The organism is Flavobacterium sp. AC274 (assembly GCF_979258275.1).
This window is the reverse complement of record NZ_OZ409852.1, coordinates 5,559,219-5,585,035: the sequence shown is the minus strand read 5'-3', so window position 1 is coordinate 5,585,035 and position 25,817 is coordinate 5,559,219. Positions and strand designations below refer to the sequence as shown.

Annotated in this window: 18 protein-coding genes and 4 pseudogenes; 9 read left to right on the top strand and 13 right to left on the bottom strand. The window is 33.8% G+C overall.

Annotated features, from left to right (window positions below; translation table 11 throughout):
- Window positions 1-115 precede the first annotated feature (115 nt).
- Both ACZZZT_RS25170 and ACZZZT_RS25165 read right to left on the bottom strand, forming a co-directional pair.
- Window positions 116-1,660: an Rne/Rng family ribonuclease gene (locus ACZZZT_RS25170; RefSeq protein WP_463462332.1), complete on the bottom strand. Its 1,545-nt coding sequence runs from the start codon at window positions 1,658-1,660 to the stop codon at window positions 116-118.
- A gap of 405 nt (window positions 1,661-2,065) precedes the next feature.
- Entirely contained in the window at window positions 2,066-2,356 is a 291-nt protein-coding gene (locus tag ACZZZT_RS25165; RefSeq protein WP_042566188.1) for an HU family DNA-binding protein, read from the bottom strand.
- Window positions 2,357-2,495: 139 nt separating this feature from the next.
- On the opposite strand from ACZZZT_RS25165, the pseudogene mutY reads away from it, so the two are divergent.
- The 4 genes and pseudogenes from mutY (at window position 2,496) to gldD (ending at window position 5,893) form a co-directional block, all read left to right on the top strand.
- Window positions 2,496-3,541: pseudogene (gene mutY, locus ACZZZT_RS25160) on the top strand (A/G-specific adenine glycosylase).
- A gap of 35 nt (window positions 3,542-3,576) precedes the next feature.
- Window positions 3,577-4,016, top strand: a pseudogene (locus tag ACZZZT_RS25155) (single-stranded DNA-binding protein).
- 22 nt (window positions 4,017-4,038) lie between these two features.
- Window positions 4,039-5,331: pseudogene (locus ACZZZT_RS25150) on the top strand (gliding motility-associated protein GldE).
- A 1-nt stretch (window position 5,332) separates the two neighbouring features.
- Window positions 5,333-5,893: a gliding motility lipoprotein GldD gene (gldD, locus tag ACZZZT_RS25145; RefSeq protein ID WP_463462331.1), complete on the top strand. Its 561-nt coding sequence runs from the start codon at window positions 5,333-5,335 to the stop codon at window positions 5,891-5,893.
- A gap of 68 nt (window positions 5,894-5,961) precedes the next feature.
- Here the strand turns inward: gldD and ACZZZT_RS25140 are convergent, their stop codons facing one another.
- Both ACZZZT_RS25140 and ACZZZT_RS25135 read right to left on the bottom strand, forming a co-directional pair.
- Window positions 5,962-6,423 carry a VOC family protein gene (locus tag ACZZZT_RS25140; RefSeq protein WP_463462330.1) on the bottom strand — a complete coding sequence of 154 codons (462 nt, stop codon included), beginning with the start codon at window positions 6,421-6,423 and terminating at the stop codon, window positions 5,962-5,964.
- Window positions 6,424-6,560: 137 nt separating this feature from the next.
- Window positions 6,561-6,938: a heavy-metal-associated domain-containing protein gene (locus tag ACZZZT_RS25135; protein ID WP_463462329.1), complete on the bottom strand. Its 378-nt coding sequence runs from the start codon at window positions 6,936-6,938 to the stop codon at window positions 6,561-6,563.
- 101 nt (window positions 6,939-7,039) lie between these two features.
- Between ACZZZT_RS25135 and ACZZZT_RS25130 the strand changes: the two are divergent.
- Window positions 7,040-7,905: pseudogene (locus ACZZZT_RS25130) on the top strand (DMT family transporter).
- A gap of 92 nt (window positions 7,906-7,997) precedes the next feature.
- Here ACZZZT_RS25130 and ACZZZT_RS25125 read toward each other — a convergent pair.
- Entirely contained in the window at window positions 7,998-10,046 is a 2,049-nt protein-coding gene (locus ACZZZT_RS25125; RefSeq protein WP_463462328.1) for an insulinase family protein, read from the bottom strand.
- A 12-nt stretch (window positions 10,047-10,058) separates the two neighbouring features.
- Window positions 10,059-11,381 (bottom strand): M16 family metallopeptidase, encoded by a 1,323-nt coding sequence (locus tag ACZZZT_RS25120; RefSeq protein ID WP_042566197.1) that lies wholly within the window; start codon window positions 11,379-11,381, stop codon window positions 10,059-10,061.
- A gap of 275 nt (window positions 11,382-11,656) precedes the next feature.
- Here ACZZZT_RS25120 and rplU point away from each other — a divergent pair, with 275 nt between their 5' ends.
- The 3 genes from rplU (at window position 11,657) to ACZZZT_RS25105 (ending at window position 14,182) form a co-directional block, all read left to right on the top strand.
- Complete coding sequence (gene rplU, locus ACZZZT_RS25115; protein WP_042566198.1) at window positions 11,657-12,100, top strand: 50S ribosomal protein L21; 444 nt, start codon at window positions 11,657-11,659, stop codon at window positions 12,098-12,100.
- Between the two features lie 24 nt (window positions 12,101-12,124).
- Window positions 12,125-12,385 (top strand): 50S ribosomal protein L27, encoded by a 261-nt coding sequence (gene rpmA / locus ACZZZT_RS25110; RefSeq protein ID WP_017497241.1) that lies wholly within the window; start codon window positions 12,125-12,127, stop codon window positions 12,383-12,385.
- A 510-nt stretch (window positions 12,386-12,895) separates the two neighbouring features.
- The gene (locus tag ACZZZT_RS25105) at window positions 12,896-14,182 is read left to right on the top strand and encodes a hypothetical protein (RefSeq protein ID WP_463462327.1); all 1,287 of its coding nucleotides are present in this window, start codon (window positions 12,896-12,898) and stop codon (window positions 14,180-14,182) included.
- A gap of 60 nt (window positions 14,183-14,242) precedes the next feature.
- Here ACZZZT_RS25105 and ACZZZT_RS25100 read toward each other — a convergent pair whose 3' ends face one another.
- Entirely contained in the window at window positions 14,243-16,969 is a 2,727-nt protein-coding gene (locus tag ACZZZT_RS25100; protein ID WP_463462326.1) for a hypothetical protein, read from the bottom strand.
- 51 nt (window positions 16,970-17,020) lie between these two features.
- Window positions 17,021-17,602: a MiaE family protein gene (locus tag ACZZZT_RS25095; protein ID WP_463462501.1), complete on the bottom strand. Its 582-nt coding sequence runs from the start codon at window positions 17,600-17,602 to the stop codon at window positions 17,021-17,023.
- A 113-nt stretch (window positions 17,603-17,715) separates the two neighbouring features.
- On the opposite strand from ACZZZT_RS25095, the gene ACZZZT_RS25090 reads away from it, so the two are divergent.
- The gene (locus ACZZZT_RS25090) at window positions 17,716-18,960 is read left to right on the top strand and encodes a glycosyltransferase (protein WP_463462325.1); all 1,245 of its coding nucleotides are present in this window, start codon (window positions 17,716-17,718) and stop codon (window positions 18,958-18,960) included.
- A 327-nt stretch (window positions 18,961-19,287) separates the two neighbouring features.
- Here ACZZZT_RS25090 and ACZZZT_RS25085 read toward each other — a convergent pair whose 3' ends face one another.
- From ACZZZT_RS25085 to porV, 5 genes are all read right to left on the bottom strand, one after another.
- On the bottom strand, window positions 19,288-21,150 hold the full coding sequence (locus ACZZZT_RS25085) for a hydrolase/aminopeptidase (RefSeq protein ID WP_463462324.1): 1,863 nt from the start codon (window positions 21,148-21,150) through the stop codon (window positions 19,288-19,290).
- Window positions 21,151-21,240: 90 nt separating this feature from the next.
- Complete coding sequence (locus ACZZZT_RS25080; RefSeq protein ID WP_463462323.1) at window positions 21,241-22,887, bottom strand: dihydrolipoamide acetyltransferase family protein; 1,647 nt, start codon at window positions 22,885-22,887, stop codon at window positions 21,241-21,243.
- Window positions 22,888-22,893: 6 nt separating this feature from the next.
- A complete protein-coding gene (gene pdhA / locus ACZZZT_RS25075; RefSeq protein ID WP_463462322.1) occupies window positions 22,894-23,892 on the bottom strand; it encodes a pyruvate dehydrogenase (acetyl-transferring) E1 component subunit alpha in 999 nt (332 codons plus the stop codon).
- 158 nt (window positions 23,893-24,050) lie between these two features.
- A complete protein-coding gene (gene cdd, locus ACZZZT_RS25070) occupies window positions 24,051-24,533 on the bottom strand; it encodes a cytidine deaminase (protein WP_463462321.1) in 483 nt (160 codons plus the stop codon).
- 73 nt (window positions 24,534-24,606) lie between these two features.
- On the bottom strand, window positions 24,607-25,815 hold the full coding sequence (gene porV / locus ACZZZT_RS25065) for a type IX secretion system outer membrane channel protein PorV (RefSeq protein ID WP_463462320.1): 1,209 nt from the start codon (window positions 25,813-25,815) through the stop codon (window positions 24,607-24,609).
- Window positions 25,816-25,817 lie beyond the last annotated feature (2 nt).

The following is a 25,817-nucleotide window of genomic DNA, read 5'->3' as shown; positions in this document are numbered from 1 at the left end:
CTAAAAAACAGCCACGAATTCACGAATTAGAACTTATAATAATTTGTGAATTCGTGGCTAATAAAATAAAAAGGCACAAAAAAACCGCCAATCTTTCGAGAGGCGGTTTCTTGTTTTATTCTTTGATAGCATTTCCTTTTTTGTCGTAGAAATGATATTCTAGGTACGTGTAAGCGTCACGAGGTATGATTTTCACCCATTTCTTATGTTCAAAAAACCATTTTGAACGTAATGATGGAAAACCTTTACTGAGGTATGCAGCCACAAACGGATGTACATTAAGTACAACACCCTTGTGGGTTTTTAAAATTCTTTCTAAATCAGAGGTGATTTTATCAATGATTAAAATTGGCGCTTCAATTTCGCCATGTTCATTGTTTGGATCTTCTTCTCTAGTTTTAATATTAACTTCGGGTCTTACTCGTTGTCTCGTAATTTGAACTAAACCAAATTTACTAGGCGGTAAGATTTTATGCTTTGCTTTATCGTCGCTCATTTCTTCTCGCAAGAAGTCGAACAAAACCTTCCTGTTTTCAGGATTAGACATATCGATAAAATCAACTACGATTATTCCGCCCATATCACGCAAACGAAGTTGTCTGGCAATTTCAGCGGCAGCGATCATATTTACTTCCATGGCGGTATCTTCCTGATTAGTCGCCTTATTAGAACGATTTCCACTATTTACGTCTATAACGTGAAGAGCTTCAGTATGTTCGATAATAAGATAAGCGCCTTTGCTCATTGAAACCGTTCTTCCAAATGAAGTTTTGATTTGTCTCTCTATATTGTATTTCTCAAAAATTGGAGTGTCGTTTGATTGATAAAACTTAACAATCGATTGTTTTGAAGGTGCAATCTCTTGCAGATATTCCTTCGTTTGATGGTACAACTCTTCATCATCTATTTGGATACCGCTAAAGGTATCATTAAAAACATCTCTTAATATTGAAGAAGCTCTGTTAAGCTCTCCTAATACTTTTGATGGATGATGAGCAGTTGGTAATTTTTTACACATTGCAGTCCATCTGGCAAGCAGGTTCTGCAAATCTTTTTCTAATTCGGCTACGTTTTTGCCTTCGGCTACTGTACGAACAATAACACCAAATCCTTTTGGTTTGATAGATAGAACAAGTTTTTTTAGACGATCCTTTTCTTTTTTGTCTTCTATTTTTTGTGAAATAGAAACTCGGTCAGAAAACGGAACGAGAACAATAAATCTTCCTGCCAATGAAAGCTCAGCGCTTATTCTTGGACCTTTGGTAGATATAGGTTCTTTTACAACTTGAACTAAAACAGATTGATTGGCACTTAAAATATCAGTAATGATGCCATCTTTGTCAATCTCTTTTTCAAACTGAAAGGTTTTTAGGGAGAAATCTTTTAATTTACCTGCGCTTACAAGTTTTATGAATTTCAATTGAGAAGCTAAGTTAGGTCCTAAATCGTGATAATGTAAAAAGGCATCTTTTTCGAAGCCTACATTTACAAAAGCAGCATTAAGTCCGGCAACTGGTTTTCTTATTTTGGCAATAAAAATATCACCAACCTGAAAGTTGCTTTTCTCTTCTTCTTTATGTAATTCAATTAGTTTTCCATCTTTTAATAAGGCAAAATCTACGGCTTCAGAACTAGATCTAATGATTAATTCTTTATTCACACTGTAAATTTTTATCTGTTTTTTCAGAAAATAGAATATAGAGAATAGAAAATAGATTAAAAAAATCTAAAATCTATCCCGATAGCTATCGGGACTAAAATCTAAAATCTTATCTACAGATGGATTAAACAATATTTTTAACAGGTATTGAACCCGGGGAAAAGAAGATTAGTAGAGAATAGAACAAAGGAATAGATTTTTACGTCTATTTTCTATTTTCTTTACTCTTTCATCTTTTTTTCAATTTCAATGAACGTTAAAAAGAAAAAAGTAGTTTAAAACTACTTTTTCTTTTTGTGACGGTTAGCTCTCGCTCTTTTCTTTCTTTTGTGAGTAGCTACCTTATGTCTCTTTCTTTTTTTACCACTTGGCATATCGTGTCGATTTTATAATTAATTAATAGTATTATTTTGCTTCGTTGTTTGTTTTTACTCCTTCTACAAAAACTTTTGCAGGTTTGAACGCAGGAATGTTGTGCGCTGGAATTTTGATAGTGGTGTTTTTAGAGATGTTTCTTCCAGTCTTTTCAGCTCTTGTTTTTACGATAAAACTTCCGAAACCTCTTAGGTAAACATTGTCACCAGTTTCTAATGAAATTTTAACTTCTTCCATAAAAGTTTCTACTGTTGCTTGAACATCTCCTTTTTCAAGACCTAGTTTCTCTGAAATTTTCGCTACGATATCTGCTTTCGTCATTTTCTTTCCTATTTTATTTATAAATGATGTACTATTTTTTTGAGTTTGCAAATATAGGAATTAAAAAAATAATTAATCAAGCTAATTCGTTAAATTTTAATTACATAAACATTTACTTTTGTATTCTAAGTATTTTACGATGGATTTTTCTAACATATTGATAAAATGGTATTTACAAAACAAACGTGATTTGCCTTGGCGAAAAACGACCAATCCGTACCTAATTTGGCTATCAGAAATAATGTTGCAACAGACTAGAGTTGCGCAGGGAACGCCTTATTTTTTTCTTTTTCAGAGGAATTTCCTACGGTATTTGATCTCGCAAATGCCCACGAAGAGCAAGTTTTGAAACTTTGGCAGGGTTTAGGGTATTATTCTCGCGCCCGAAATTTGCATAAAACGGCTCAATATGTGGCAAATGAGTTAAATGGAATTTTCCCTCCTTCTTATACTGAATTGTTAAAATTAAAAGGTGTTGGTGAATATACAGCCGCTGCAATTGCTTCTTTTTCTTATAATGAACCCGTTCCGGTAGTAGATGGAAATGTATTTAGAGTGCTTTCCCGTTATTTTGATATTGAATCTGATATTACATTACCGGCAACCAAAAAAGAATTTACAGAACTGGCACGTCAATTAATGCCAAAGGACGATCCTGCAATTTTCAATCAGGCAATAATGGAATTTGGTGCTTTGCAATGCGTCCCTAAAAGTCCGAACTGTTCTGTTTGTGTTTTTTCAAATAGTTGTCTGGCATTACAAAAAAAGAAAGTTGATGTTTTGCCTGTAAAGACTAAAAAGGTAAAAGTAACCAATCGATTTTTTAATTATTTAATTTTAGAAGATGTTTTGGGTAATACTTTAATCCAAAAGAGGACTGCAAAAGGGATTTGGCACAATCTATATGAGTTTCCACTTTTAGAAACTGAGGATATTGTTGATTTTGATTTTGTTTCAAAAGCAGTTCAAAATGATATATTTTCAAACTATACTGTATTAGGTATAGAAGACTGTAGCCACGCAACGATTATTCATAAACTTTCGCATCAGCATTTGCATATTCAGTTCTGGAAAATTAAAATCAAGGAAATAATTGAAAATGGAGTAGACTCAGTTAGTTTGGAAACATTTCCTTTTCCTATTGTGATTTATAATTTTATAAAAAAGCAAGAAATAAATTGCTAAAAAAATGTATCTTTGAGATAAATACCACAAAAACTATGAACGGAACATTAAATAAAGTGATGCTCATCGGCCACTTAGGCGATGATGTAAAGATGCATTATTTTGATGGAGGAAATTGTATTGGACGTTTTCAGTTGGCAACAAATGAAGTTTATATTAATAAAACGACCAATGAAAAGATAACCTCTACAGAGTGGCATAATTTAGTAGTACGCAATAAAGCGGCTGAAATTTGTGAAAAATATCTCTCTAAAGGAGATAAAATTTATATCGAGGGACGCATAAAATCGCGTCAATGGCAAGCCGAAGACGGAACTACAAAATATACAACCGAAATTCAGGTTACGGAGTTTACTTTCTTGACTACCAAAAAGAAGTAGCAAATCATAAACAAAATCACGAGTCAGAATCCGCAAAAAATGCTAACTTTGAAGCGAGTAACGAAGGCTTGCCTATAAATGATTTGCCTTTTTGATTGTTTAACTAATCTTTTTGATTTGGACCCGGAGCCCAGTTTATTTTTTCTACTAACTTAGACATCAATTTAATTATTGGTTTTGTCGGAATATTTATTTTGCTGTTCTTATCAGCAATTGTATCAGGTGCCGAAGTAGCGCTTTTTTCTTTATCTCAAAAAGACATCGAAGATACTTTACAAGAAGATACTTCAAAAGGAAAAATTATTTCCAATCTTTTAGATAAACCCAAAAAACTCTTAGCCACTTTATTGGTAGCCAATAATTTTTTCAATATCGGAGTTGTTATTTTATTCTCTTTTATTGGACAAAACATTTTTGCAAATGTTATTTCACCTGTATTTAAGTTTGTTTTAGAAGTTACTTTGGTGACAACTTTGATTTTGCTGTTTGGTGAAGTTTTACCTAAAGTTTACGCCAGCCGAAACAATGTAAAATTTGCGAAATGGGCAGCATACCCAATTTCTTTTTTAGATAAATTACTCTCGCCAATAAGTTTGCCTATGCGTCAGGTTACCTTATATTTGCAGAATAAATTAGGGAAACAGAAGAATAATTTTTCGATCAATCAGCTTTCCCAAGCTTTAGAGCTTACAGATTCTGAAGGGACATCAAGCGAAGAGCAAAAAATACTCGAAGGAATCGTATCTTTTGGAAATACGGATACAAAACAGGTAATGAGTCCAAGAATTGATATTTTTGCATTAGAGATATCAGAATCATTTGCTTCAATTTATCCAAAGATAATCGACAAAGGATTTTCACGAATTCCTGTTTATAAAGACAATATCGATCAAATAGAAGGCGTTTTGTTTGTTAAGGATTTATTGCCCCATATTGATAAAAAAGAGTTTGAATGGACATCTTTATTAAGAGAGCCTTTTTTGTTCCGGAAAATAAAAAACTGGACAATTTATTAAAGGATTTTCAAAGTCTTAAAAGCCATTTGGCCATTGTGGTTGATGAATATGGCGGAACATCCGGATTGGTTTCTTTAGAAGACGTTATAGAAGAAATTGTAGGTGATATAAGTGACGAGTTTGATGATGAAAACCTGAATTATTCTCAAATAGATGAAAAGAATTTTCTCTTTGAAGGTAAAATCAATATGAAGGATTTCTACAGAATTGTAGATGTAAATGAAGATATTTTTGAATCACATAAAGGTGAAGCCGAAACGTTAGCTGGTTTTATTCTTGAAATCCTGGGAATTTCCCTAAAAAAGACCAAAAAATAGCGTTTGAGAACTGTATTTTTACGATAGAAACAGTTGATAAAAAACGTGTAAAACAAATAAAAGTAACAATAGAATAAAATGCTTAAAAGAATAATTTCAGTAGCGACAATTTTACTAATACTAACACTTGTAAGCTGTAAAGATGATGTGATGCCAAAACCGGCAAGTTTTTTACGTTTGGATTATCCTGAAGCTACATATGCTAATTTTGAAGGTAATTGTCCGTTTTCTTTTCAAATGAATGAAGCTGCGATTATAAAAGGCGAAAAAAATTGTGGTTTTGCAATTACGTATCCCAAAATGAAAGCTACCATTTATTTAACTTATAAGCCAGTAAACGGCGATATCGAAAAATTGCTTAAAGATGCTCAGAAACTAACTTACGAGCATGTAATAAAAGCTGATGATATATTAGAACAGCCATATTTAAACCCTGAAAAAAAGGTTTACGGAATGTTTTATCAAGTTGATGGAAACGCTGCTACAAACTCTCAATTTTACGTTACAGACAGTACAAAGCATTTTATAACCGGATCGGTTTATTTTTATGCTAAACCCAATTTTGATTCGATTATGCCGGCAGCCAGTTATATAAAAAACGATATGCGACAGTTAATGGAAACATTAAAATGGAAATAATAAAAAAAGCATTCAACTGAATGCTTTTTTTATGTTTTAAAGTGATGTAATTAAAAAATTGTATTGAACTAAGAAGCTGAAAATGCATCATTCATAAACTCCTGAAGTCCTGCTTCTTCGAGTATCTCGATTGAGAATTCTCCAAAACGTTTTGGAAGCCAAATAATTCGAATTCCGCTGGGAGAATTAAGGCTTTCCAGTGATAAAGGATTTTCATTTTCATCTTCCGGCTGAACACCCTTAGATACCAATTCATCAAAAACTTTTTCAATATCCGGAGCAGAATAACAATGACGATAAATAGTTCCTTCACCTTTAGTATCTAATAGGTTTTTTAAATTTCCCGAAAAAGGCTTCACCAGCATAAATCGTTCCTGACCCATTTTCACAACAGCATATTCGACATGAAGTTCTCCTCTTTCCCAAGTGAATTTCTTTGAGATTTCGGCTCCGAGGATTTGTCTGTAATAATCACAGGCCACCTGAAGGTCTTTAACTAAAATGTCTATATGGCTAAATTTAAGGTTCATTATTTTTTATATTAATTTATTATTGCTGTGAGTGAAATCGATTAAAATAATTCAAAAAAAAACAGTAGTAATGCTGAGTTTACTACTGTTTGAAATGTATTATTTCTTTTGTTTTTAAGTACTCTATAAATCTTTTATTAAGATTTGATATTTGAAGTTTTATATGTTTTTCCATCCCCTGTTTCCTGAACCACTTTAGTTAAATTTTCAGGGTTTTGAATTGTTTTGTCGAAAGTAACCGTTGCTGTTTTTTTATCAAAATCAACGGCAGCTTTTTCAACTCCTTCAAGATTTGATAGTTCTTTTTCAATAGTTTTTGCACAACCTACTGCACAAGTCATTCCTTCGATTGTAAAACTTGCTGTTTGTACATTTTCGGGAGCAATTGCTTTATGTTCTTTAGTAACTGTTTTGTCAGCATTTATTACTGCTAAACTTTTATCTTCTTCTTTTTTACAGCTTACAAATACTAAACCTGAGATTGCTAATGCCGTGATGATTTTTGTGAATTTCATTATATTGATGTTTTAAATTAGCTACATGATGTTTACAAAATTAATAAAAAACAGAAGGTCAGTTCATAAAATAATTACAAATTTGCAGTAAAACACTATTTATGGATGCAAAACAATTAAAATGGTTTTATTTATTCTTGCTTTCGTTAATTTGGGGAAGTTCTTTTATTTTAATTAAAAGAGGATTAGTTGGTTTAACAGCGATTCAGGTAGGTTCACTCCGAATTATTTTTGCCGCTTTGTTTTTACTTATCGTGGGATTTTCGAGTTTAAAAAAATCTCCCGCCGTCAATGGAAATTTGTGGCGCTAACTTCTGTTTTCGGAACATTTATTCCTGCTTTCTTTTTTGCTATTGCCGAAACTCAGGTCGATAGTTCGATTGTTGCTATTTTAAATTCGCTTACACCTTTAAATACATTGGTTTTAGGAATAATTGCTTTCGGAATACAATTTCAAAAACGTCAGGTTTTAGGAGTTTTCGTTGGTCTAATTGGGTGTTTATTGCTGGTTTTAAGTGGCGCTTCTGCGCATCCGGGACAAAATTATTATTATGTTCTTTTGGTCGTAATTGCAACGATTTGTTACGCCATAAATGTAAATCTAATCAAGAAGTATTTACCGGATTTGAATTCATTAAGCATCACAACCGGAAATTTTACGGTCTTACTTATTCCTGCATTAATTATTTTAAGTACAACCGATTTTACACAAAGAATAAATCTCGAAGCAACACAGCATTCTATTTTATTTGTAATGATTTTGGGTGTTTTAGGTACCGGAATTGCAAATGTTTTATTCTTTAAATTAATTCAAATGTCATCGCCTGTCTTTGCAACATCAGTAACGTATTTAATTCCGATAGTTGCTTTTTTCTGGGGATTATTAGATAATGAAATGCTAACGCCAGTTCAGTTTTTTGGTGCTTTTATTATTTTGATCGGAGTTTATTTGTCGGCTAAGAAATAAAAAAAGCTTTGTCAAAGTTTTAAACTTTGACAAAGCTCTTAAAAAATCTTAGTCCCGAAGCTTCGGGATAGCAACTTAATGCCAGAACCTTTTTAAAGAAAATCTGCTTCAGAAACTCCTTCGTTGATTTTAATGTCAGACATTTTTATATCCAATTCAAAACCTGCATTTTGTATTAGATTAAAAGGAACTTTTACGCCTTTAACTTCTTTATAATCATTAAAGTAAGTTGTTTGTGTTGTCGATTGTCCGCCTTGTTCTTTTATTTTGGTTTCAGCTACTTTTAATCCTGATTTTACATCGTAATAATAAATAGTTTTTCCATCTTTTATAGAATAAGCGTCGTTGCCGTTTATTGGTTCTATTCCTTCAACTTTTAAACCAGTTTTTTTGCTTAATAGCAATTCCTCAAAAGGAGCTGCGTTTGCTTTCATTTCGGCTAAATCTGCGCCTTCAAGGTTTTTACGTTGTCCTTGTTGTTCTATATAAGCACCTTTGTCGTTTACAACTTGCTTCATCAAAGCCATAGTTCCCATAGAAAGTGAAACCATCATTTTTCCTTTTGAATCTAATTTTGAAGTAAAAGTTAAAGGAGTCGGTGCTTGCGGAATTGTCGTAGAACCTTTCATGGAAAGTGTTTTTGCTGCAGAAACCGCTTTTTCGCCACCAATCGCTTTGATGTAATTCTCAAACACAGTTTTTGCAGTGATTTCAGCCGGAGCTTCTTTTTTGCTTACCGGTTTTTCAACAGGGTTTCCGTATTTGTCAAAATAATAAATCGGAATTTGAAGTTTTTCTAAACCGCCTAGTACTTCAGAACCTTTTCCTACTATAACAATTCGCATATTATCAAGAGGGAAATATTTGTTGGCAACACGATAAATATCATCCGGAGTAACATTGTTAATAGTTTGAATGTATTTTTCATAGAAATCAGCCGGAAGCTTTTCTGTTTCGATATTTAAAGCGTAACGAGCAACAGCCTGAGGTTTTTCAACCTGCATTACAAATCTTCCGATATAACCTGCTTTTACGTTTTTTAATACATCATCAGAAACTTTTTCTGTTCTGATTCTTTTAATTTCTTTTACAAATTCTGTAACGGCACTATCGGTAACCGCATTTCGAACTGCAGATGTTGCTTTGAATTTTGTTACATATTTTCCGCTTCCAATATTTGAATTTGCGCCGTATGTCCAGGCGTGTTGTTCGCGCAGATTCATGTTTAAATAACTGTTGAAATCACCACCCAAAATTTGATTTGCAATTACAGCAGGGAAAAAATCAGGATCACTCATTTTTAAATTCACGGTATTTACCAATGAAATTTCAGATTGAACCGCGTTTGGAACATCAACAAAATCAATTTGAAGTTTTGATACATTTTGCGGATCTGCGTAAGTATTTTTTGGAGCGTTTTGTTTTTTCCATCCGCCAAAAAGTTTTTCTACAGCTGCTTTTGTTTCTTTAAATTTAATATCTCCAATTACAACCAAATAAGCATTTTCGGGCACAAAATAAGTAGCGTAATTTGCCTGAACATCTGCAAGAGTAACATTTTTCAACGTTTCTTCAGAAATAAATTCTCCAGCTGGATGATTTTTTCCAAAAGCTAAAACGTCAACAACGCGATTGGCAATTGCCGGAACGCTTTTTTCATCGGCTTTAAGGCCTTCCAATAATTTTGCTTTTTCCTTATCAAATTCTTCCTGAGTGAAATTTGGCTGTAAAGCGCCTTCGGCTAAAAGCTCCAGAACTCGTCCGGAATATTTAGAAAGTGAACTTGCATAAGCTCCGGATGAAGTAAAATTGATGCTTGCGCCATAAAAATCAATTTCTTCATTAAAAGCTTCTTTTTTTGTTTTTTTAGAGCCGTTTCCAATTAAACTGCTGGTTAATTCGTCAACGCCTTTTTTATTTCCTTCGGTAAAAGGAGCGTTGTCAAGAGTTAGGTTAAAACTTACTCTTGGTAATTTATGATTTTCAACCACTAAAACTTTCATACCGTTTGCCAAAACAAAAGTTTGTGGTTTTTTGATGTTGACTACTGGTGCGTTACCTGGTTTAGGTTGTGTGCGATCTTGTGCTTGCATAATTCCCGTTAGGAATAAAAGGATTAAAATTGTATGTATTTTTTTCATGATTTGAGACTCTTAGTTTTCAACTTTTTTTGAAGGAACATAATCTAAAATTAAACGCTGATTAGGGTTTAAATACTTTTTAGCGACATCTCTAATTTCTTCTCTTGTTATAGAGTGGTAGAGGTCGATTTCGGTATTTATAAGATTTACATCTCCATAAAGTAAATAATAAGAAGCTAAATTTTCTGCAATTCCTTCGACACTTGCGTTTGCGTTGACAAAATTATTATCAAATTTATTTTGTAATTTTTGGTAGTCTTTTTCAGAAATCAAATCGGTTTGTATTTTAACAATTTCCTCATCCATCTCTTTTAAAATGTCTGCGGTTGTATTAGGCTGCATTGGCAAACCGTATAAAATGTACATTCCGTAATCTTCCTGGCTAAAACCTACCGCACCAATTTGAAGCGCCATTTTTTTATCATCAACTATTTTTTTGTACAATTTTGAGCTTTTTCCATCACTTAAATAAGAAGAGATTAAGTCTAAAACCCGGGCATCTCTTGTTTTCATTGAGGGAGTTCTGTACGAAGCAACGACCATCGGAATCTGAATATTCGGATCTTCGTAAGTTGCTTTTATTGTTTGATTAATTGGTTCTTCTGTAAAAGTTTGTTTTTTTACAACTTCCCCTTTTGGAATTGGACCAAAATATTTCTGAATCCATTCTTTGGTTTTTGTTTTGTCAAAATCGCCTGCAACAACTAAAACGGCATTATTTGGTGTATAGAATTTTTTATTAAAAGCCTGAAATTCTTCAAGAGTTGCAGCATCCAGATCTTTCATGGAGCCAATCGTTGTCCAGCGATATGGATGATTTTTGAACATGTTTTTCTTTACCTCAGGCAAAATATTTCCATAAGGCTGATTGTCGTAACGCATTCTCTTTTCTTCTTTTACGACTTCATTTTGCGTGTCAACTCCAATTTTGTTGATAATTGGGTGCATCAATCTTTCAGATTCCATCCATAAACCAAGTTCTAAACTATTTGACGGGAAAACTTCATAATAATAAGTTCTGTCATCAGATGTATTGGCATTGTTTACTCCGCCATTTGCGGTAACAATTTTCATCCATTCACCGCGTTTTATGTTTTGGGTTCCTTCAAATAACAAATGTTCAAAAAAGTGAGCAAAACCTGTACGATCAGGGCGTTCATCTTTAGATCCCACATGATACATAACAGAAGTTACAACAACTGGTGCCGAAGGATCGTTGTGCAAAATAACATGCATGCCGTTGTCTAAATTATATTCTTCAAAAGCTACTTTTTGAGCATGAGCTACTCCGCCAAGCATTAATGCAGCACTTAACATCATTATCGAATTTTTCATAAAGATTAATAATTTTTATTACCTAATATTATAGTAGGTAGTCAAGAGGTAATTATAGTTACATCAAAAATAAGTTTTTTTAATGATGATTTTAATATTAGCCGATATTTTGATGCTACTTTAACAGTACTTTACATCGGGATATGTTTTTTAAAGCCATAAAACACCTTGAAAAACAGACTTTAATGCGAGGAAAATATTTTTGAAATAAGAGATTGCACAGTAAATTATTAATTGTATATTTGCAACCTTAAAAATCAATAAATCAATTTGGTATGTATGCAATCGTAGAGATAGCAGGGCAACAATTCAAAGTAAGCAAAGACTTAAAGGTTTATGTTCACCGTTTGGCTAATGAAGAAGGTTCAAAAGTTTCTTTTGACAAAGTTCTTTTATTAGACGATAATGGAAACGTAACTTTAGGCGCCCCAGCTATAGAAGGTGCTTCAGTAGAAGCTAAAGTGTTACAACACTTAAAAGGAGATAAAGTTATCGTTTTCAAAAAGAAAAGAAGAAAAGGATACAAAAAGAGAAATGGTCACAGACAATATCTTACTCAAATTGTAATTGAAGGTATTACTGCAGCAGGTGGAACTAAAAAAGCAGCAGCTAAAAAAGCAGTTGTAGCAGAAGAAGCTCCGGCTACTGAAGTTGAAGCAGCTCCAAAAGCAAAAAAAGCAGCAGCTCCAAAAGCAAAAAAAGAAGCTACTAAAGAATAATAACAATATTTAAACTCATACGTCATGGCTCACAAGAAAGGTGTCGGTAGTTCGAAGAATGGTAGAGAATCAGAATCAAAACGTTTAGGCGTTAAGATTTTTGGTGGTCAAGCTGCTATTGCTGGGAACATCATCGTTAGACAAAGAGGTTCAAAACATAATCCAGGTGAAAACGTTTACATCAGTAAAGATCACACACTACACGCAAGAGTAGCTGGAGTTGTTAAGTTCCAAAAGAAAAAAGATAACAAATCTTATGTATCTATCCTTCCATTCGAAGCATAATCATAAAATTACTTATTAAAAAAACCCGTTCTGAAAAGAGCGGGTTTTTTCTTTTTCTGTAAATTGAAATTGGCTATCGGCGTATACATAATATAAATAAAACGGTAAATTTTATTGTTTTATTATAGAAAGCATCATATAATCAGCGTTATGTGGTTTTTTCTTAGTTGAAATTAACACAGAAACTGAGTTTGAATTCGTCCTAAAACCGGTGCAGAGACAAATAAAAATTTGCCACAGAGAACGCAAAGTTTTTTAAATATGTCAAGTTTAGTAAAAACACAAAGGTCACAAAGCTTTGCGGACTTAGATTGTGTATACACAACTTAGATCTTAGTGAACTCTGCGGAAAATCTTTGCGTTCTCTGCGGTAAAAAATAATTGAGGAGTATGGGAATTTTAATGTTTCTCCACAATATTTGGCGTTGATCCATGTTTTTTTATTATCTGAATTGAAATTTTTTTGTATCGTATTATTTGTATTTTTGACTGGACTAAACCACTCAAATTTTGAAAAAAATATTTTTTCTTTTATTTCTTTTCTCTACAAGCCTGTTTGCAAAAGAAATTCAATCTGCCGAACAAATCGTGTTATTAAACGATACTCAAAAAAAGATTTTATATGAATTTGCTGTTTTACAAAAAAGCGGTTCTGATGCCAATACCTATTGGTTGAAACATAAAAATCAGTTTTCTGTACTCAATGATTCGGTAAGAAATCAATTAGCAAATGAAATTTACGTCAACTCTCATGTAGTTTATATTCCGGTAAAAGATTCTGCAGTTCAAATTTGGATGCAAACGCAATCACTCACGAATTGGATGTTGTATTTGGCCGCTTTTATTGCAATTTGTGCCATAATTGGGTTATTACGCAATTATTGGAATTTCCTAATAGGTGTTCTTATAAAACAATTTGCACCGTTATTCAGACTTTTGTTTTCGGCAATTTTGCTTACGTATGAGTTGTTATTGATAGGCGTTGCATGCATTATTGGCGGATGCTATTTGGAAGAAATGACACTGAGAACAGTAGTAATTCATACAGGTCTGTTTTTATTGTGGAGTCAGTCAACTGCCATTTTTACCCAAAAATATCTGGTTCAGAAGTATGTTTTTCAAATAAAGGACAATTTCTGGGGAAACAATAAATGGGAAACGGTAAAAACAATTTGTCTTCCTGCTATTATTGTGACTGTGGCTCTTTTATATGTGTTGTATAAAGTTCCCGGAGACACATTGTATAATTACGAAATTGTTGTGTCTGGTATGGCGGCTATTTGTGCTTTACCTTTTTGGCGTGTTTTAGAGAAATATATATCACCAATTCTAATACCTTTTAAAGATACTTCGATCGAGAGAAGTATTTATTCACTTGCTGCCTGCATGGTTTTAGCTTTGCTTATAGATGGCTTTTTTATAGGACAGCAGAATCCGCTTTTTTCCTATGTCATAATTGCGTTGACTAGTTTGCTGGTTATTTCCTTTTTATTATTGTCACTTAAGGATAATTTTAAGTACAATTATAAAAATTACTATTATTTGCAATTTATTACCATTCTTTTTCTTTCGGCTGTTTTATTGTATAGTTTTTATATTCATTCCGGAGAAATGATTTGGGCGTCCTTAATAGGAACAAGCCTTTATGTTATTATAAAATATTGGGAGATTCCAACATTTTTTGTAAGCTGGAAAAGAAGCAAAACGGCTACTTGGGGATTTTTAGGAATGGCGGTATTATTGTGGTTGCTGGCCAAAGGTATTTTATATGTTTCGGGCGTGTTGTATGTGGTTTAAGTTATAATTGTTTTGTCGGGAATTGGAATTTGGAATTTTTAAATTGAGATTTAAATTTATCTACTCCGTATCCTTTGTTTCTTCTAAATCCTCAGTTTTACGGCCAACTTTTACTTTAGGACTATCTTGAGTTCCTGTAACAGTTAACGGAATTCCGAAAATACCTAATGGCGGTAATCCCAAACGCATTTTTAGATTTAATTTTCCGTCTAAGCTTGTAGTTCCTTCAATTCTTGGTCTAAAGCCGGCAAACTTAAATTTAAAGCGTTCAACTGTCATGATATTATTCTTGATCTTACTTTTTATTTCAACTTTTGAAAGATCAGGGTTTTTCATAGATTCAGAATTGGTTTGTTTGCTTACGGCATTAAACATTTTCAAACCTCTTACTTTTACGTCTTTTACAGAAAGTGTTCCGCCGCCAACAAGGGATGGATAAACCGGTTTCATGTTTTCGTTTAATCTCCCTTTTAACTGATAATCAAGCGATACAATTCCCTGTGCTTTTTCGGCTGCACTAGCCATTTTTCTAAAAACTTCAACTTCATTGTAGGCTCTTTTAATATCAAAATCAGAAGCTTTAATACTGTAGTCAAAATTTGCTTTTTGAGGCGTCACAGCCTGATAATTGCCATTCATAGCAACATTACAGCCAATTAAATTGAAGCCTGTATTTTGCATGCTCAGTTTGCCTTGGTTCATCTTTAAATTTCCGCTGGCATTTTGAAGATTTAATTTGTCAAAATAAACTTTTTGGGCATGCGCCATTAATTGCAAATTTAAATTGGTTGGAATAATAATAACTCCAGTTTGTTTGGTTTCTGTTTGAGAAGCTGTATTTGTATCTGTTTCAGACATAAATTCATCAACATTAATATATCTCGCCGAAACCGTAAAAGAACCTTTTAAAACTCCTGTATTTGTTGTTATATAATTAAAAACGTTCTGCAAATATCCGTTCATCTTAAAATCTGATTGTCCGTAAGCAGCCAAAAAGTTATTGAAAGACATTTTATCCTGATTGATTTTGAAAATACCTTCCTTAATAATAAATTTTTTAGGCAGATATTCTGATGCAACTCCAATGTTTCTAAGTTCAAGTGTTCCTTTGTTGTAAAGTTTGCTGTAATTTCCTTTTTCGGCGTCGCTTTGTTTGCCTTTTAAAACCAAATCAGCTTTTATAAAACCATCTAAATCCAAGCCTTTTTGAGAAAATACTTTGTATATTTTATTTACATCAAGTTCACCATTTGCTTTAATGTCATAATTTAAATCATCAAAATCGCTTAAAGCTGCAGAAACAAAAACAGGTTTTCCTTCAAAAGTAAACTGAGCTGGTTTTAAATTCACTTTCAAATCCTGAAAAGTCCCTTTTTGATTGCTGATATTAGATTTAACGACAATATTGGTAATTGCATTTGGATAATATTTTGTTTTGATATAGCCGTTTTCTAAATCAATATTTCCTTTTGTAACAGGAAAAAGTTTGTTTTTTTGATCGAATTTCCCCTTTGCTTTTACATCTCCAGCCAAAGTTCCTTTTAATTCTAAATCAGGAATTCCAAGGGCTTTATTTAATTTGGCAAGATCCATTTTGGCTTTAAAATCGGCATCAATATTTGGAGTGCTTAAGCCTTCCATATATAATTTTGATTTTAAATAATCTTTATTGATTTTCAATGATATATTTTTGGCATCAACAATTAAAAGTTCAGGATCTAATGACGGAACTTTTGTTTTTACCTCTACATTAAGGTCTGAAACCGGAAAAGCACTTTTGTTATAATTCACAAATCCGTTGTCAATTTTTACATCTAAATTAAGATCCGGAGCTTTTTTTTGCGAAGCAATATAGTCTCCTTTTACTGTTAAAAGTAAATTAGTATTTCCCTTTAATTCTGTTTTAGAAAGCCAGGTGATGTATTTTGGTGGAAAAGCAGTGAAAACATCGTACAAGTCGCTGTTTTCTGATTTTATTGCCAAGTCCATATTATAGCCGTCTTTCAGAAAATTGAAATTTCCTTTAAAATCGACTATCAGCTGATTGATTTTTAAATTGTTTTGTTGAAAAAAGAAGGATAACGAGTTGATATTTACCTTCGTAATCAAATCGGCATCAATTTTTTTGTTCATTAAATAAGGCTCATTGTCATAGACAATATTTAGTTTTTCGACTTTTGCTTTTGAATATAAATCAAAAACAGATTTGTTTAAATCTCCTTTTCCTAAATAATTAAAACCAAGAGCATCAAAATGTACTTTTGTAGATTGATCATCATAAATAATTTTACTGTTGATGATTTCAATTCGCTCCAATTTTAAAGCTGTATCTGAGCTGTCTTTTTGTGTGGTTGCCTGAGCCGTAGATTTATAAATGTTGTAATTGGCTTCACCGTTTTTATTGACTTTTACATTTATAAACGAATCAGACAAATAAATCTGGTCGATTTTTACAGATCGCCCAAAAACCAAACTCGCAACGTTTATTCCAAACGAAACCTCTTTTGCAGTAATAAATTTTTCAGATTTATAAGGTGCAGAACCATTAAGACTTAAATCATTTAGTGTTAAGGTTAAAGAAGGGAAATGATGAAAAAAGGATACAGAAACATCAGAATAATTCAATTCGGCACTTAGCCTTTCATTCGCCGTTTTTTTGATTTGATCTTTAATTTGATCTTCAAAAATGATAGGCGTTAAAAACAATAACCCAAGTATAACAGCAAAAGTTATCACCAGGTATTTTCCTGTTTTTAATAAGGCCGATTTAAATTTATTAGTTGGCATTTAAAATTGTGATATGATTTATATTTGAATTAGGATTGGATAACAGTTTTTTTATCCGTGAACGGTTTCGCTTTTTCCGTAATTGGTTATGATCGAACCTTCATATTCAATCCATTCTTTCCAGCGTTTCTCGATGTCTATATTGTCTGTATATTTTCTGGCAAAGCCTAAAAAAGTAGTATAATGTCCTGCTTCAGAAATCATCAAATCACGATAAAATTTGGCTAATTCTTCGTCTTTTATATTTTCAGAAAGTACTTTAAAGCGCTCACAACTCCTGGCTTCGATCATTGCCGAAAACAATAAACGATCGCAAAGCGCGTCTTTACGGCTTCCATCTTTCTTCATAAATTTAAAAAGTTCATTTACATAATGATCTTTTCTTTCGCGGCCCAAAGTCAGGCCTCTTTTTTTAATTATGTCGTGAACCATCTGCAAATGTTCTAGTTCTTCTCTTGCAATTACAAGCATTTCGGTTACTAATTCTTCCAATTCAGAATTGTAAGTTACTAAACTAATGGCGTTTGAAGCTGCTTTTTGCTCGCACCACGCATGATCCGTTAAAATTTCTTCGATATTCGATTCGACGATATTTACCCAACGAGGGTCTGTGGCTAATTTTAATCCTAACATAATTTTATAGAAAAAAGTGTTTTGCAAAATTAGTGTTTTTTATCACCGAAAGTCAGGAAATATGGTGCAAATCCGCGTAAAATAGTATTATTTTGTAACTTGAAACAAATCAAATGAATCACGCAAAAAAACTCTTAATTATTGGTTTTGTCTGGCCGGAGCCAAATTCGTCTGCAGCGGGTGGAAGAATGATGCAGCTGATTTCTATTTTTAAACAAAATGGATTTGAAATTACATTTGCAAGCCCGGCATTAGACAGTGATTTTATGGTTGATTTGAAAGCTTTTGGAGTTGAAAAAAGAACCATAGAATTGAATAATTCCAGTTTTGATGATTTTATTATGGCATTAAATCCGGATGTTGTTTTATTTGATCGTTTTATGATTGAAGAACAATTTGGATGGCGAGTTTCAGAAAACTGTCCAAAAGCAATTCGTTTACTGGATACTGAAGATTTACATTGTTTGAGAACAGCGAGACAAAAAGCTTTTAAAGAAAATCGAACTTTTGAAGTTCATGATTTGTTATCTGAGGAAGTTGCAAAACGTGAAATCGCAAGTATTTTAAGATGTGACTTATCTTTTATTATTTCAGAATTTGAAATGGATCTCCTAAAAGATATTTTTAAAATTGATTCCAATCTGCTTCATTATTTACCTTTTTTAGTTGATAAAATGTCTGAGGAAAATCTTAAGAAATTACCTTCTTTTGAAGAACGCAAGAATTTTGTTTTCATCGGAAATTTTCTTCATGAACCAAATTGGAATACAGTTCAGTATTTAAAAGAAACGATTTGGACTTTAATTAGAAAACAGTTTCCCGAAGCTATTTTACAAGTTTATGGCGCATATCCATCACAAAAAGTACTGCAATTGCATCAGCCTAAAAGCGGTTTTTTTATTATGGGAAGGGCAGAGGATGCCAATGAAATTGTAAAAAACGCCAGAATTGTTTTGGCTCCAATTCGTTTTGGTGCAGGTTTAAAAGGAAAATTGTTAGAAGCAATGCAATGCGGAACGCCAAGTGCAACCACAACAATTGGTTCGGAAGCAATGCATGGCAATTTACCGTGGAATGGTTTTATTACTGATGATATTCAGGAATTTGCCAAAAAAGCAGTTGAGCTATATAGTGATGAAAATCTTTGGAAACAATCTCAAAAAAACGGAATTGCGATTGTGAATGAATACTATCAAAAAAATAAATATTCAGACGAATTAATTAAATCAATTAATTCCTTGTTGAATGATTTTGAAAATCATCGTCTGCATAATTTTATGGGAAGTTTGCTGCAGCATCATACTTTAAAAAGTACCAAATACATGGCAAAATGGATTGAAGCGAAGAATAAAAATTAAGGTTTTTAATTGCTAATATTTAGGGGAATGTACTGTATGTGGTGGACAATTTTCCTGTATATATAAAATTGAATAGTTATATCCCGTAGGGATTATATATTGGTAGAAAGAAAATATCCATTTTGATTATTTGTCCCGTTAGGGACTACACAATATGTAATATATGTAGTCCCTAACGGGACAATGATTGTAATACTTGGATTTTTTCTACCAATATATAATCCCTATGGGATATAAAAAATCCCCAATTATCAATTATCTTGATATTGGGGATGTAAACTTTTAAATTTAAAACTGTTTACTGTCACTTTTTGCTGTGACTGAAAACTATTTCAATAAACCTTCAACAGCCTGAACAGTTGTGGCATGATAACCAGATTTTGCTTTTTCAAAAATTTGTTTTGCCCAGGTTTTTCCTTCCGGAGTTTTAACCAATTCTTTATAAAGTGTCATTAACGATCCTGTTCTGCTCGTTGCAATCATGAATTGCTCAATTGCAGGGTAGGCAGGTTTATATTGATGTATTATTGCCTGTGCAAACCACTGACGTTTAATAACGAAGTTTCCGTTTTTAGTAAAACTGAATTCATTATCAATTGCTGTCATTTCTTCGGCTGTAATATCTGCAGGTAAATAGTCGATAAAATGCTGTTTTTCTGTAGTTGATTTTATCTTTTTGCTTAATCCTTTAACACCAGTTTTTCTCCAGTTTTTCTGAATATTATTTATTGCAGTAAAATCTTCAGAAGAAGGAGTGGTTATATTTGATGGAACGCCTGGTTTATAAATCCAGTCGTCTAATTTGATTTTATCAGCCAGGGCTTTGTCTCCTTTAATAAGATTCTCTTTTAGGTATTTTACGAAGTCTTCTGTTGTTATAGATTGAAAAGCATGAGCATCAAAATAGTTTTTAATAAACGGGTCGAATTTTTCACGACCAACAGCTGCTTCAATTACTTTCAGGAAGTTATAGCCTTTTACATAAGGAATCTGACTAATTCCGTCATCTGGGTTTCTGTTGGTAAGACTTACTTTTAATCTTGTATCAGGATTGGTAGCGCCATATTCAGCAATATTGTCATCTAAATCTTTACGAGTTAGAACGTCTTGCATTTCAGCTTCTTTTTTACCGAAAATTTCTTCGCCAATTCTGTGTTCAACATAAGTAGTGAAACCTTCGTTCAACCAAATATCATCCCAGGTTGCGTTGGTTACTAAGTTTCCGCTCCAACTGTGGCCTAATTCGTGCGCCAATAAACTTGTTAAAGAACGATCGCCGGCAATAACGCCCGGAGTCAGGAAAGTTAAGTTTGGATTTTCCATTCCGCCATAAGGAAAACTTGGAGGTAAAACCAAAACATCATAACGTCCCCAACGATATGGTCCGTAAAGTTTTTCTGCAGCGCCAACCATTTTTCCTAGCTCAGCAAATTCCCATGCAGCTTTTTTTAATATAGAAGGTTCAGCATAAACTCCGGTTCTGTTGTCAATTGATTGAAAAGCAATGTCTCCAACAGCAATTGCCATTAAGTAAGATGGAATCGCTTTATCTTGTTTGAAAGTATAAACCCCCGTATCATTTTTTTGTTGCGGATTTACAGAGGCGCTCATTACAGCCAACAAATCTTTAGGAACCGTAACTTTAGCATTATAAGTAAAGCGTATTCCCGGTGAATCCTGACACGGAATCCAGGTACGAGACCAGATACTTTCTCCCTGAGAGAAAACAAATGGTTTCTTTTTATCTGCAGTTTGTTGCGGATTTAGCCATTGCAATGCAACAGCATCTTTGGTTGTACTATAATAGATGTTAACTTTTGTAGTGTTTGGTTCAATAGTAATATGAAGTGGTTTTCCGTGAAATTCAACTGCTGCACCGAGTTCGAATTTAGTTTCTTTTTCTTCGTCGCCTAAAGTTACTTTGGTAATATTTAGCGTGTTTTCATCAAAGATAATTTCGTTTCCTTTGCTAATATTATCAATTTGCCAGGAAGCTTTTCCTGAGATTGTTTGTGTATCAAAGTCAACTTTGATATCAAGATCTAAGTGTTTTACAACAGCAAGATCTGCTTTAGAAAAAGTGTGTTCGTCTTTAATAGTAGCTTTAGCAGTGGTTGTTTTTTCTGTCTGATCTTTTTTCTGACACGCAAAAGCTGCTAAAAATAAGGTTACTAAGAATATTTTTTTCATATTTATGAAGTATTGAAATTGAGAAACTAAATTAAATAAAAAATCCCGTTCTGATTACTCAAAACGGGATTTAAATATGTAAACAATCGATTATGCCAACATTGTAACCGGGCTTTCGATGTATTGTTTTAACGTTTGTAAAAATTGAGCTCCGGTTGCACCGTCAATTGTTCTGTGGTCGCAAGCTAATGATAACATCATTGTGTTTCCAACTACAATCTGACCGTTTTTAACTACTGGTTTCTCAACAATTGCACCTACAGAAAGGATAGCAGAGTTTGGCTGGTTGATAATTGAATTAAATTCAGTAATACCAAACATTCCAAGGTTAGATACTGTAAAAGTACTTCCTTCCATTTCTTGTGGTCCTAATTTTTTGTTTTTTGCTCTTCCTGCAAGATCTCTTACACTAGCACCAATTTGAGATAAACTCATAGCATCTGTAAATTTCAATACAGGAACTACTAATCCGTCTTCAACAGCAACAGCAACACCAATATTAACGTGGTGGTTGATGATGATAGCATCTTCTTTCCACTGAGAGTTAATTTTTGGATGTTTTTTCAATGCCAAAGCACAAGCTTTAATCACCATATCATTGAACGATACTTTTGTATCAGGAACAGTATTGATAGTTGCTCTTGCGCCCATTGCTTCGTCCATGCTTACTTCGATCACTAAGTTGTAGTGAGGTGCTGTAAATAAAGATTCTGCTAAACGTTTTGCGATAATTTTACGCATTTGAGAGTTTTTAATCTCTTCTGTGTAAACTTCTCCTGCAGGAACAAATACTTTTGGTGCAGATGGTGCAGTAGTTTCTGATTTAGCGTCAGCACTTGCAGCAGGTTTTGCTTGTGTAGATGGAGTAAAGTTTTCGATATCGCTTTTTACGATACGTCCGTTTTCTCCAGAACCTTTAACCTGAGTTAATTGGATTCCTTTATCAGAAGCAATTTTCTTCGCTAATGGAGAAGCTAAAATTCTTCCTCCGTTTGAATTATCGGAAACAGCTTCTGTAGCTTTTTCAGCAGTAGGAGCAGCAGCTTTTTCTTCTGTTGCAGGAGCACTTGCAGTTGCAGCGCCTCCGGCAGTATAATTTTCAGCAATTCCGGCAATGTCAGTTCCTGCTGGTCCAATGATAGCTAATAAGCTATCAACAGGCGCAGTATTTCCTTCCTGAATACCGATGTATAATAATGTTCCGGCATTGAAAGACTCAAACTCCATTGTAGCTTTGTCTGTTTCAATTTCTGCTAAAATATCTCCTTCAGCAACAGTATCGCCTACTTTTTTCAACCAGGTTGCTACAGTTCCTTCTGTCATTGTATCACTCAAACGTGGCATAGTTACTACTATAACACCTTTTGGTAATTCAGTTGCAGCTTTTGCAGGAGCAGCAGTTTCTGTTTTTGCTTCAGCAGCAGGAGCTTCTTTACTTTCTGCTTTTGGAGCTTCGGCAGGAGCATCTCCACCAGCTAAAAGTGCTGAAATGTCTTCTCCTTCTTTTCCAATAATTGCTAATAATGAATCAACCGGAGCAGTTTCTCCAGCCTGAATTCCAATATGTAAAAGAGTTCCTTCGTTAAAAGATTCGAACTCCATTGTTGCTTTGTCTGTTTCAATTTCAGCTAAGATATCTCCTTCGCTAATTTTGTCGCCTACTTTTTTAAGCCAAGTCGCTACCGTTCCTTCCGTCATAGTATCGCTCAAACGAGGCATTGTTACTTTAATAGCCATAATTAATTATAGTTTATGAGGTGTAAATGGATAGTCTTCTTGTGCGTATACTACATCGTATAATTGTTGCAATTCAGGATATGGAGATTCTTCTGCAAATTTCTGGCATTCTTCAACTAAATTCTTAACTCTTTGGTCAATTGCTTCAATTTCTTCTTCTGTAGCGTATTTTTGATCCATAATTACATCTAAAACCTGAGTAATTGGGTCAATTTTTCTGTATTCTTCAACCTCTTCTTTAGAACGGTATAATTGTGCATCAGACATTGAGTGTCCTCTGTAACGATACGTTTTCATTTCAAGGAAAGTTGGTCCGTCTCCACGACGTGCTCTTTCGATAGCTTCGTGCATTGCTTCAGCAACTTTTACAGGATTCATTCCGTCAACAGGTCCGCAAGGCATTTCGTATCCTAAACCAAGTTTCCAGATATCAGTATGGTTTGCAGTTCTTTCTACAGATGTTCCCATTGCGTATCCGTTGTTTTCAACGATAAATACAACTGGTAATTTCCATAACATAGCCATGTTGAAAGCTTCGTGTAATGAACCTTGTCTTGCAGCTCCGTCACCAAAATAAGTCATGGTAACACCGCCGGTATTGAAATATTTATCAGCAAAAGCCAAACCAGCTCCTACCGGAATTTGTCCACCTACAATACCGTGACCTCCGTAAAAACGGTGCTCTTTAGAGAAAATGTGCATAGAACCTCCCATACCTTTAGAAGTTCCTGTTACTTTTCCTAAAAGTTCAGCCATTACGTTTCTGGGATCAACTCCCATACCAATTGGCTGCACGTGGTTTCTGTAAGCAGTAATCATTTTATCTTTAGTCAGGTCCATAGCGTGCAACGCGCCTGCTAATACAGCTTCCTGACCATTATATAAGTGTAGAAAACCTCTAACTTTTTGTTGAATGTATAATGCTGCAAGTTTGTCTTCAAACTTTCTCCAAAGCAGCATGTCTTCGTACCACTTTAAATATACTTCTTTTGTAACTTCTTTCATCTGAATTCTTTCTTTTGCTAAAGTTTGTTTGTGTTATCAATTGTTGCCTATAACGCAAAATAGTTTCCTCCCACAAATTTGCGCCCGAAAGGTCGGGATGCAAAAATAAGACATTACATTTAAGAACTAAAATTTAAACGCTACTTTTTGGCTTTTTTTTACAAGAACTTTTTATCAAACATAAAAGGGAGCAAATTTTTAAGGGATGTTGATTGGTAAACTTCTCCAATTTCACCCATAAAATAGATTTCTATAGGGGTTTCCTGTTTAATTTCGTATTCTGCTATTGATTGACGGCATGAGCCACATGGTGGAATCGGAGCTTTTGTCTGATTGGTGTCTGACGCTGCTGTAATTGCCATTTTTAAGATTTTGGCCTCCGGATAAACACTTCCGGCGTGAAAAATAGCCACACGTTCTGCGCATAATCCTGAAGGATAAGCAGCGTTTTCCTGATTTGATCCTAAAACTATTTTTCCATTATCTAAAAGTAAAGCAGCACCAACTCTAAATTTTGAGTAGGGCGCATATGCTTTTTTTCGAATTTCAATTGCCTGTTCCATTAAGTCCTGAACTTCATTTGAAAGTTCTTTTATTGAATCATAAACTAAAAATGATGATGTAACGCTTATTTCTTTCATTCTTTTTAAGGGAAAAAAATCCAAATTTCTAAAATCAGAAATTTGGATTGTTATATTGTTTTAATTTTTTTGTTTAGTATTGCTCGTATTTGTCGCCAAAGTTAAACGTTAAAGAAAAACGAAGTGTGTTTTCTAAAGGATTTTTAACTTTTGATGACGAAAATAAGTAAGATACGTCAATTTTTACTGCGCTATACTTGAATCCTGCTCCTAAAGAGAAAAATTGTCTGGCTCCTTTTTCAGGGCTTTCGTGAAAATATCCGGCTCTTACTGCGAATGAATCCTGATACATATATTCTGCACCAACACTATATGTGATTTCTTTTAGTTCCTCGCTAAATCCTCCCGGAGCGTCTCCAAAAGATTTAAATATTCCCGAAACCCAGCCAATATCATTGTAAGCATTATAATTTGCGGCATCGGCATCTGCCTGAGAAATGTCTCCGGCATCTGTAAAGTCCCCATCTCCGTTTGCATCAACTGCAGTTCCAGGTCCTGGAGGAGTTGGTACTAAAAGTTTTGTAAATTCTACACTTACGCCAACTTTATTGTAGTCGTCTAAAATAAAATCAAAACCTCCACCCAATCTTAGGTTTGCAGGCAAGAAGTTTGCACTTATATCATCATTATCATAGCTTATTTTTGGCCCTAAATTTTGCATATTAAAACCTGCTCTCCATCTTCCGTTAAAATCAGCATAAGCGATTTCATCAGATTGATAAAAACCAGCGATGTCTACTGCAAAAGAACTTGCAGCTGATGCATCAATGTCGGTTGAAGGGATTTTTAAGTTTGAACGGATGTATCTTGCGCCAACGGCCATAGAAAATTTATCGCTTAATTTTAATGAATAAGATCCGTCTAGGGCAAATTCATTAGGATTTACTTCTCTTGTAGGCTCATTTGGATCTCCGGTTTCTCTTAGTTCAATTCCTCCAAAACCAAAGAAACGAAAGCTTGTTGCAAAAGCACTTCGTTCGTTAATTTTATTGTAATAGGTAAGTTGTCCTAAAGAAATGTCGTTAGCCAAATCTGTCAAATAAGGAGTATAGCTTATTGAAAGCCCTTGTGCTTCTACTGCAAATGCATATTTTGCAGGATTCCATTGTTGAGAATAAGCGTCTGTTGCTGTTGCTACACCCTGGTCTGCCAAACCTGCTGCTCTTGCATCTGCGGCAACCAATAAGAAAGGTACTCCGGTAGTAATGGGACGTTCAATGTCTTGGGCTTTTGCGTACGAAATAATTAATAAACAAATTAATAGTAGAGATATTTTTTTCATTT

Coding starts and splice junctions, on each gene's coding strand:
- ACZZZT_RS25165 (WP_042566188.1), bottom strand. CDS start 2,356: ATGACGAAAGCAGATATCGTAGCGAAAATTTCAGAGAAACTAGGTCTT.
- gldD (WP_463462331.1), top strand. CDS start 5,333: ATGCTTAAAAGAATAATTTCAGTAGCGACAATTTTACTAATACTAACA.
- ACZZZT_RS25140 (WP_463462330.1), bottom strand. CDS start 6,423: ATGAACCTTAAATTTAGCCATATAGACATTTTAGTTAAAGACCTTCAG.
- ACZZZT_RS25135 (WP_463462329.1), bottom strand. CDS start 6,938: ATGAAATTCACAAAAATCATCACGGCATTAGCAATCTCAGGTTTAGTA.
- ACZZZT_RS25125 (WP_463462328.1), bottom strand. CDS start 10,046: ATGAAAAAAATACATACAATTTTAATCCTTTTATTCCTAACGGGAATT.
- ACZZZT_RS25120 (WP_042566197.1), bottom strand. CDS start 11,381: ATGAAAAATTCGATAATGATGTTAAGTGCTGCATTAATGCTTGGCGGA.
- rplU (WP_042566198.1), top strand. CDS start 11,657: ATGTATGCAATCGTAGAGATAGCAGGGCAACAATTCAAAGTAAGCAAA.
- rpmA (WP_017497241.1), top strand. CDS start 12,125: ATGGCTCACAAGAAAGGTGTCGGTAGTTCGAAGAATGGTAGAGAATCA.
- ACZZZT_RS25100 (WP_463462326.1), bottom strand. CDS start 16,969: ATGCCAACTAATAAATTTAAATCGGCCTTATTAAAAACAGGAAAATAC.
- ACZZZT_RS25095 (WP_463462501.1), bottom strand. CDS start 17,602: ATGTTAGGATTAAAATTAGCCACAGACCCTCGTTGGGTAAATATCGTC.
- ACZZZT_RS25090 (WP_463462325.1), top strand. CDS start 17,716: ATGAATCACGCAAAAAAACTCTTAATTATTGGTTTTGTCTGGCCGGAG.
- ACZZZT_RS25085 (WP_463462324.1), bottom strand. CDS start 21,150: ATGAAAAAAATATTCTTAGTAACCTTATTTTTAGCAGCTTTTGCGTGT.
- ACZZZT_RS25080 (WP_463462323.1), bottom strand. CDS start 22,887: ATGGCTATTAAAGTAACAATGCCTCGTTTGAGCGATACTATGACGGAA.
- pdhA (WP_463462322.1), bottom strand. CDS start 23,892: ATGAAAGAAGTTACAAAAGAAGTATATTTAAAGTGGTACGAAGACATG.
- cdd (WP_463462321.1), bottom strand. CDS start 24,533: ATGAAAGAAATAAGCGTTACATCATCATTTTTAGTTTATGATTCAATA.
- porV (WP_463462320.1), bottom strand. CDS start 25,815: ATGAAAAAAATATCTCTACTATTAATTTGTTTATTAATTATTTCGTAC.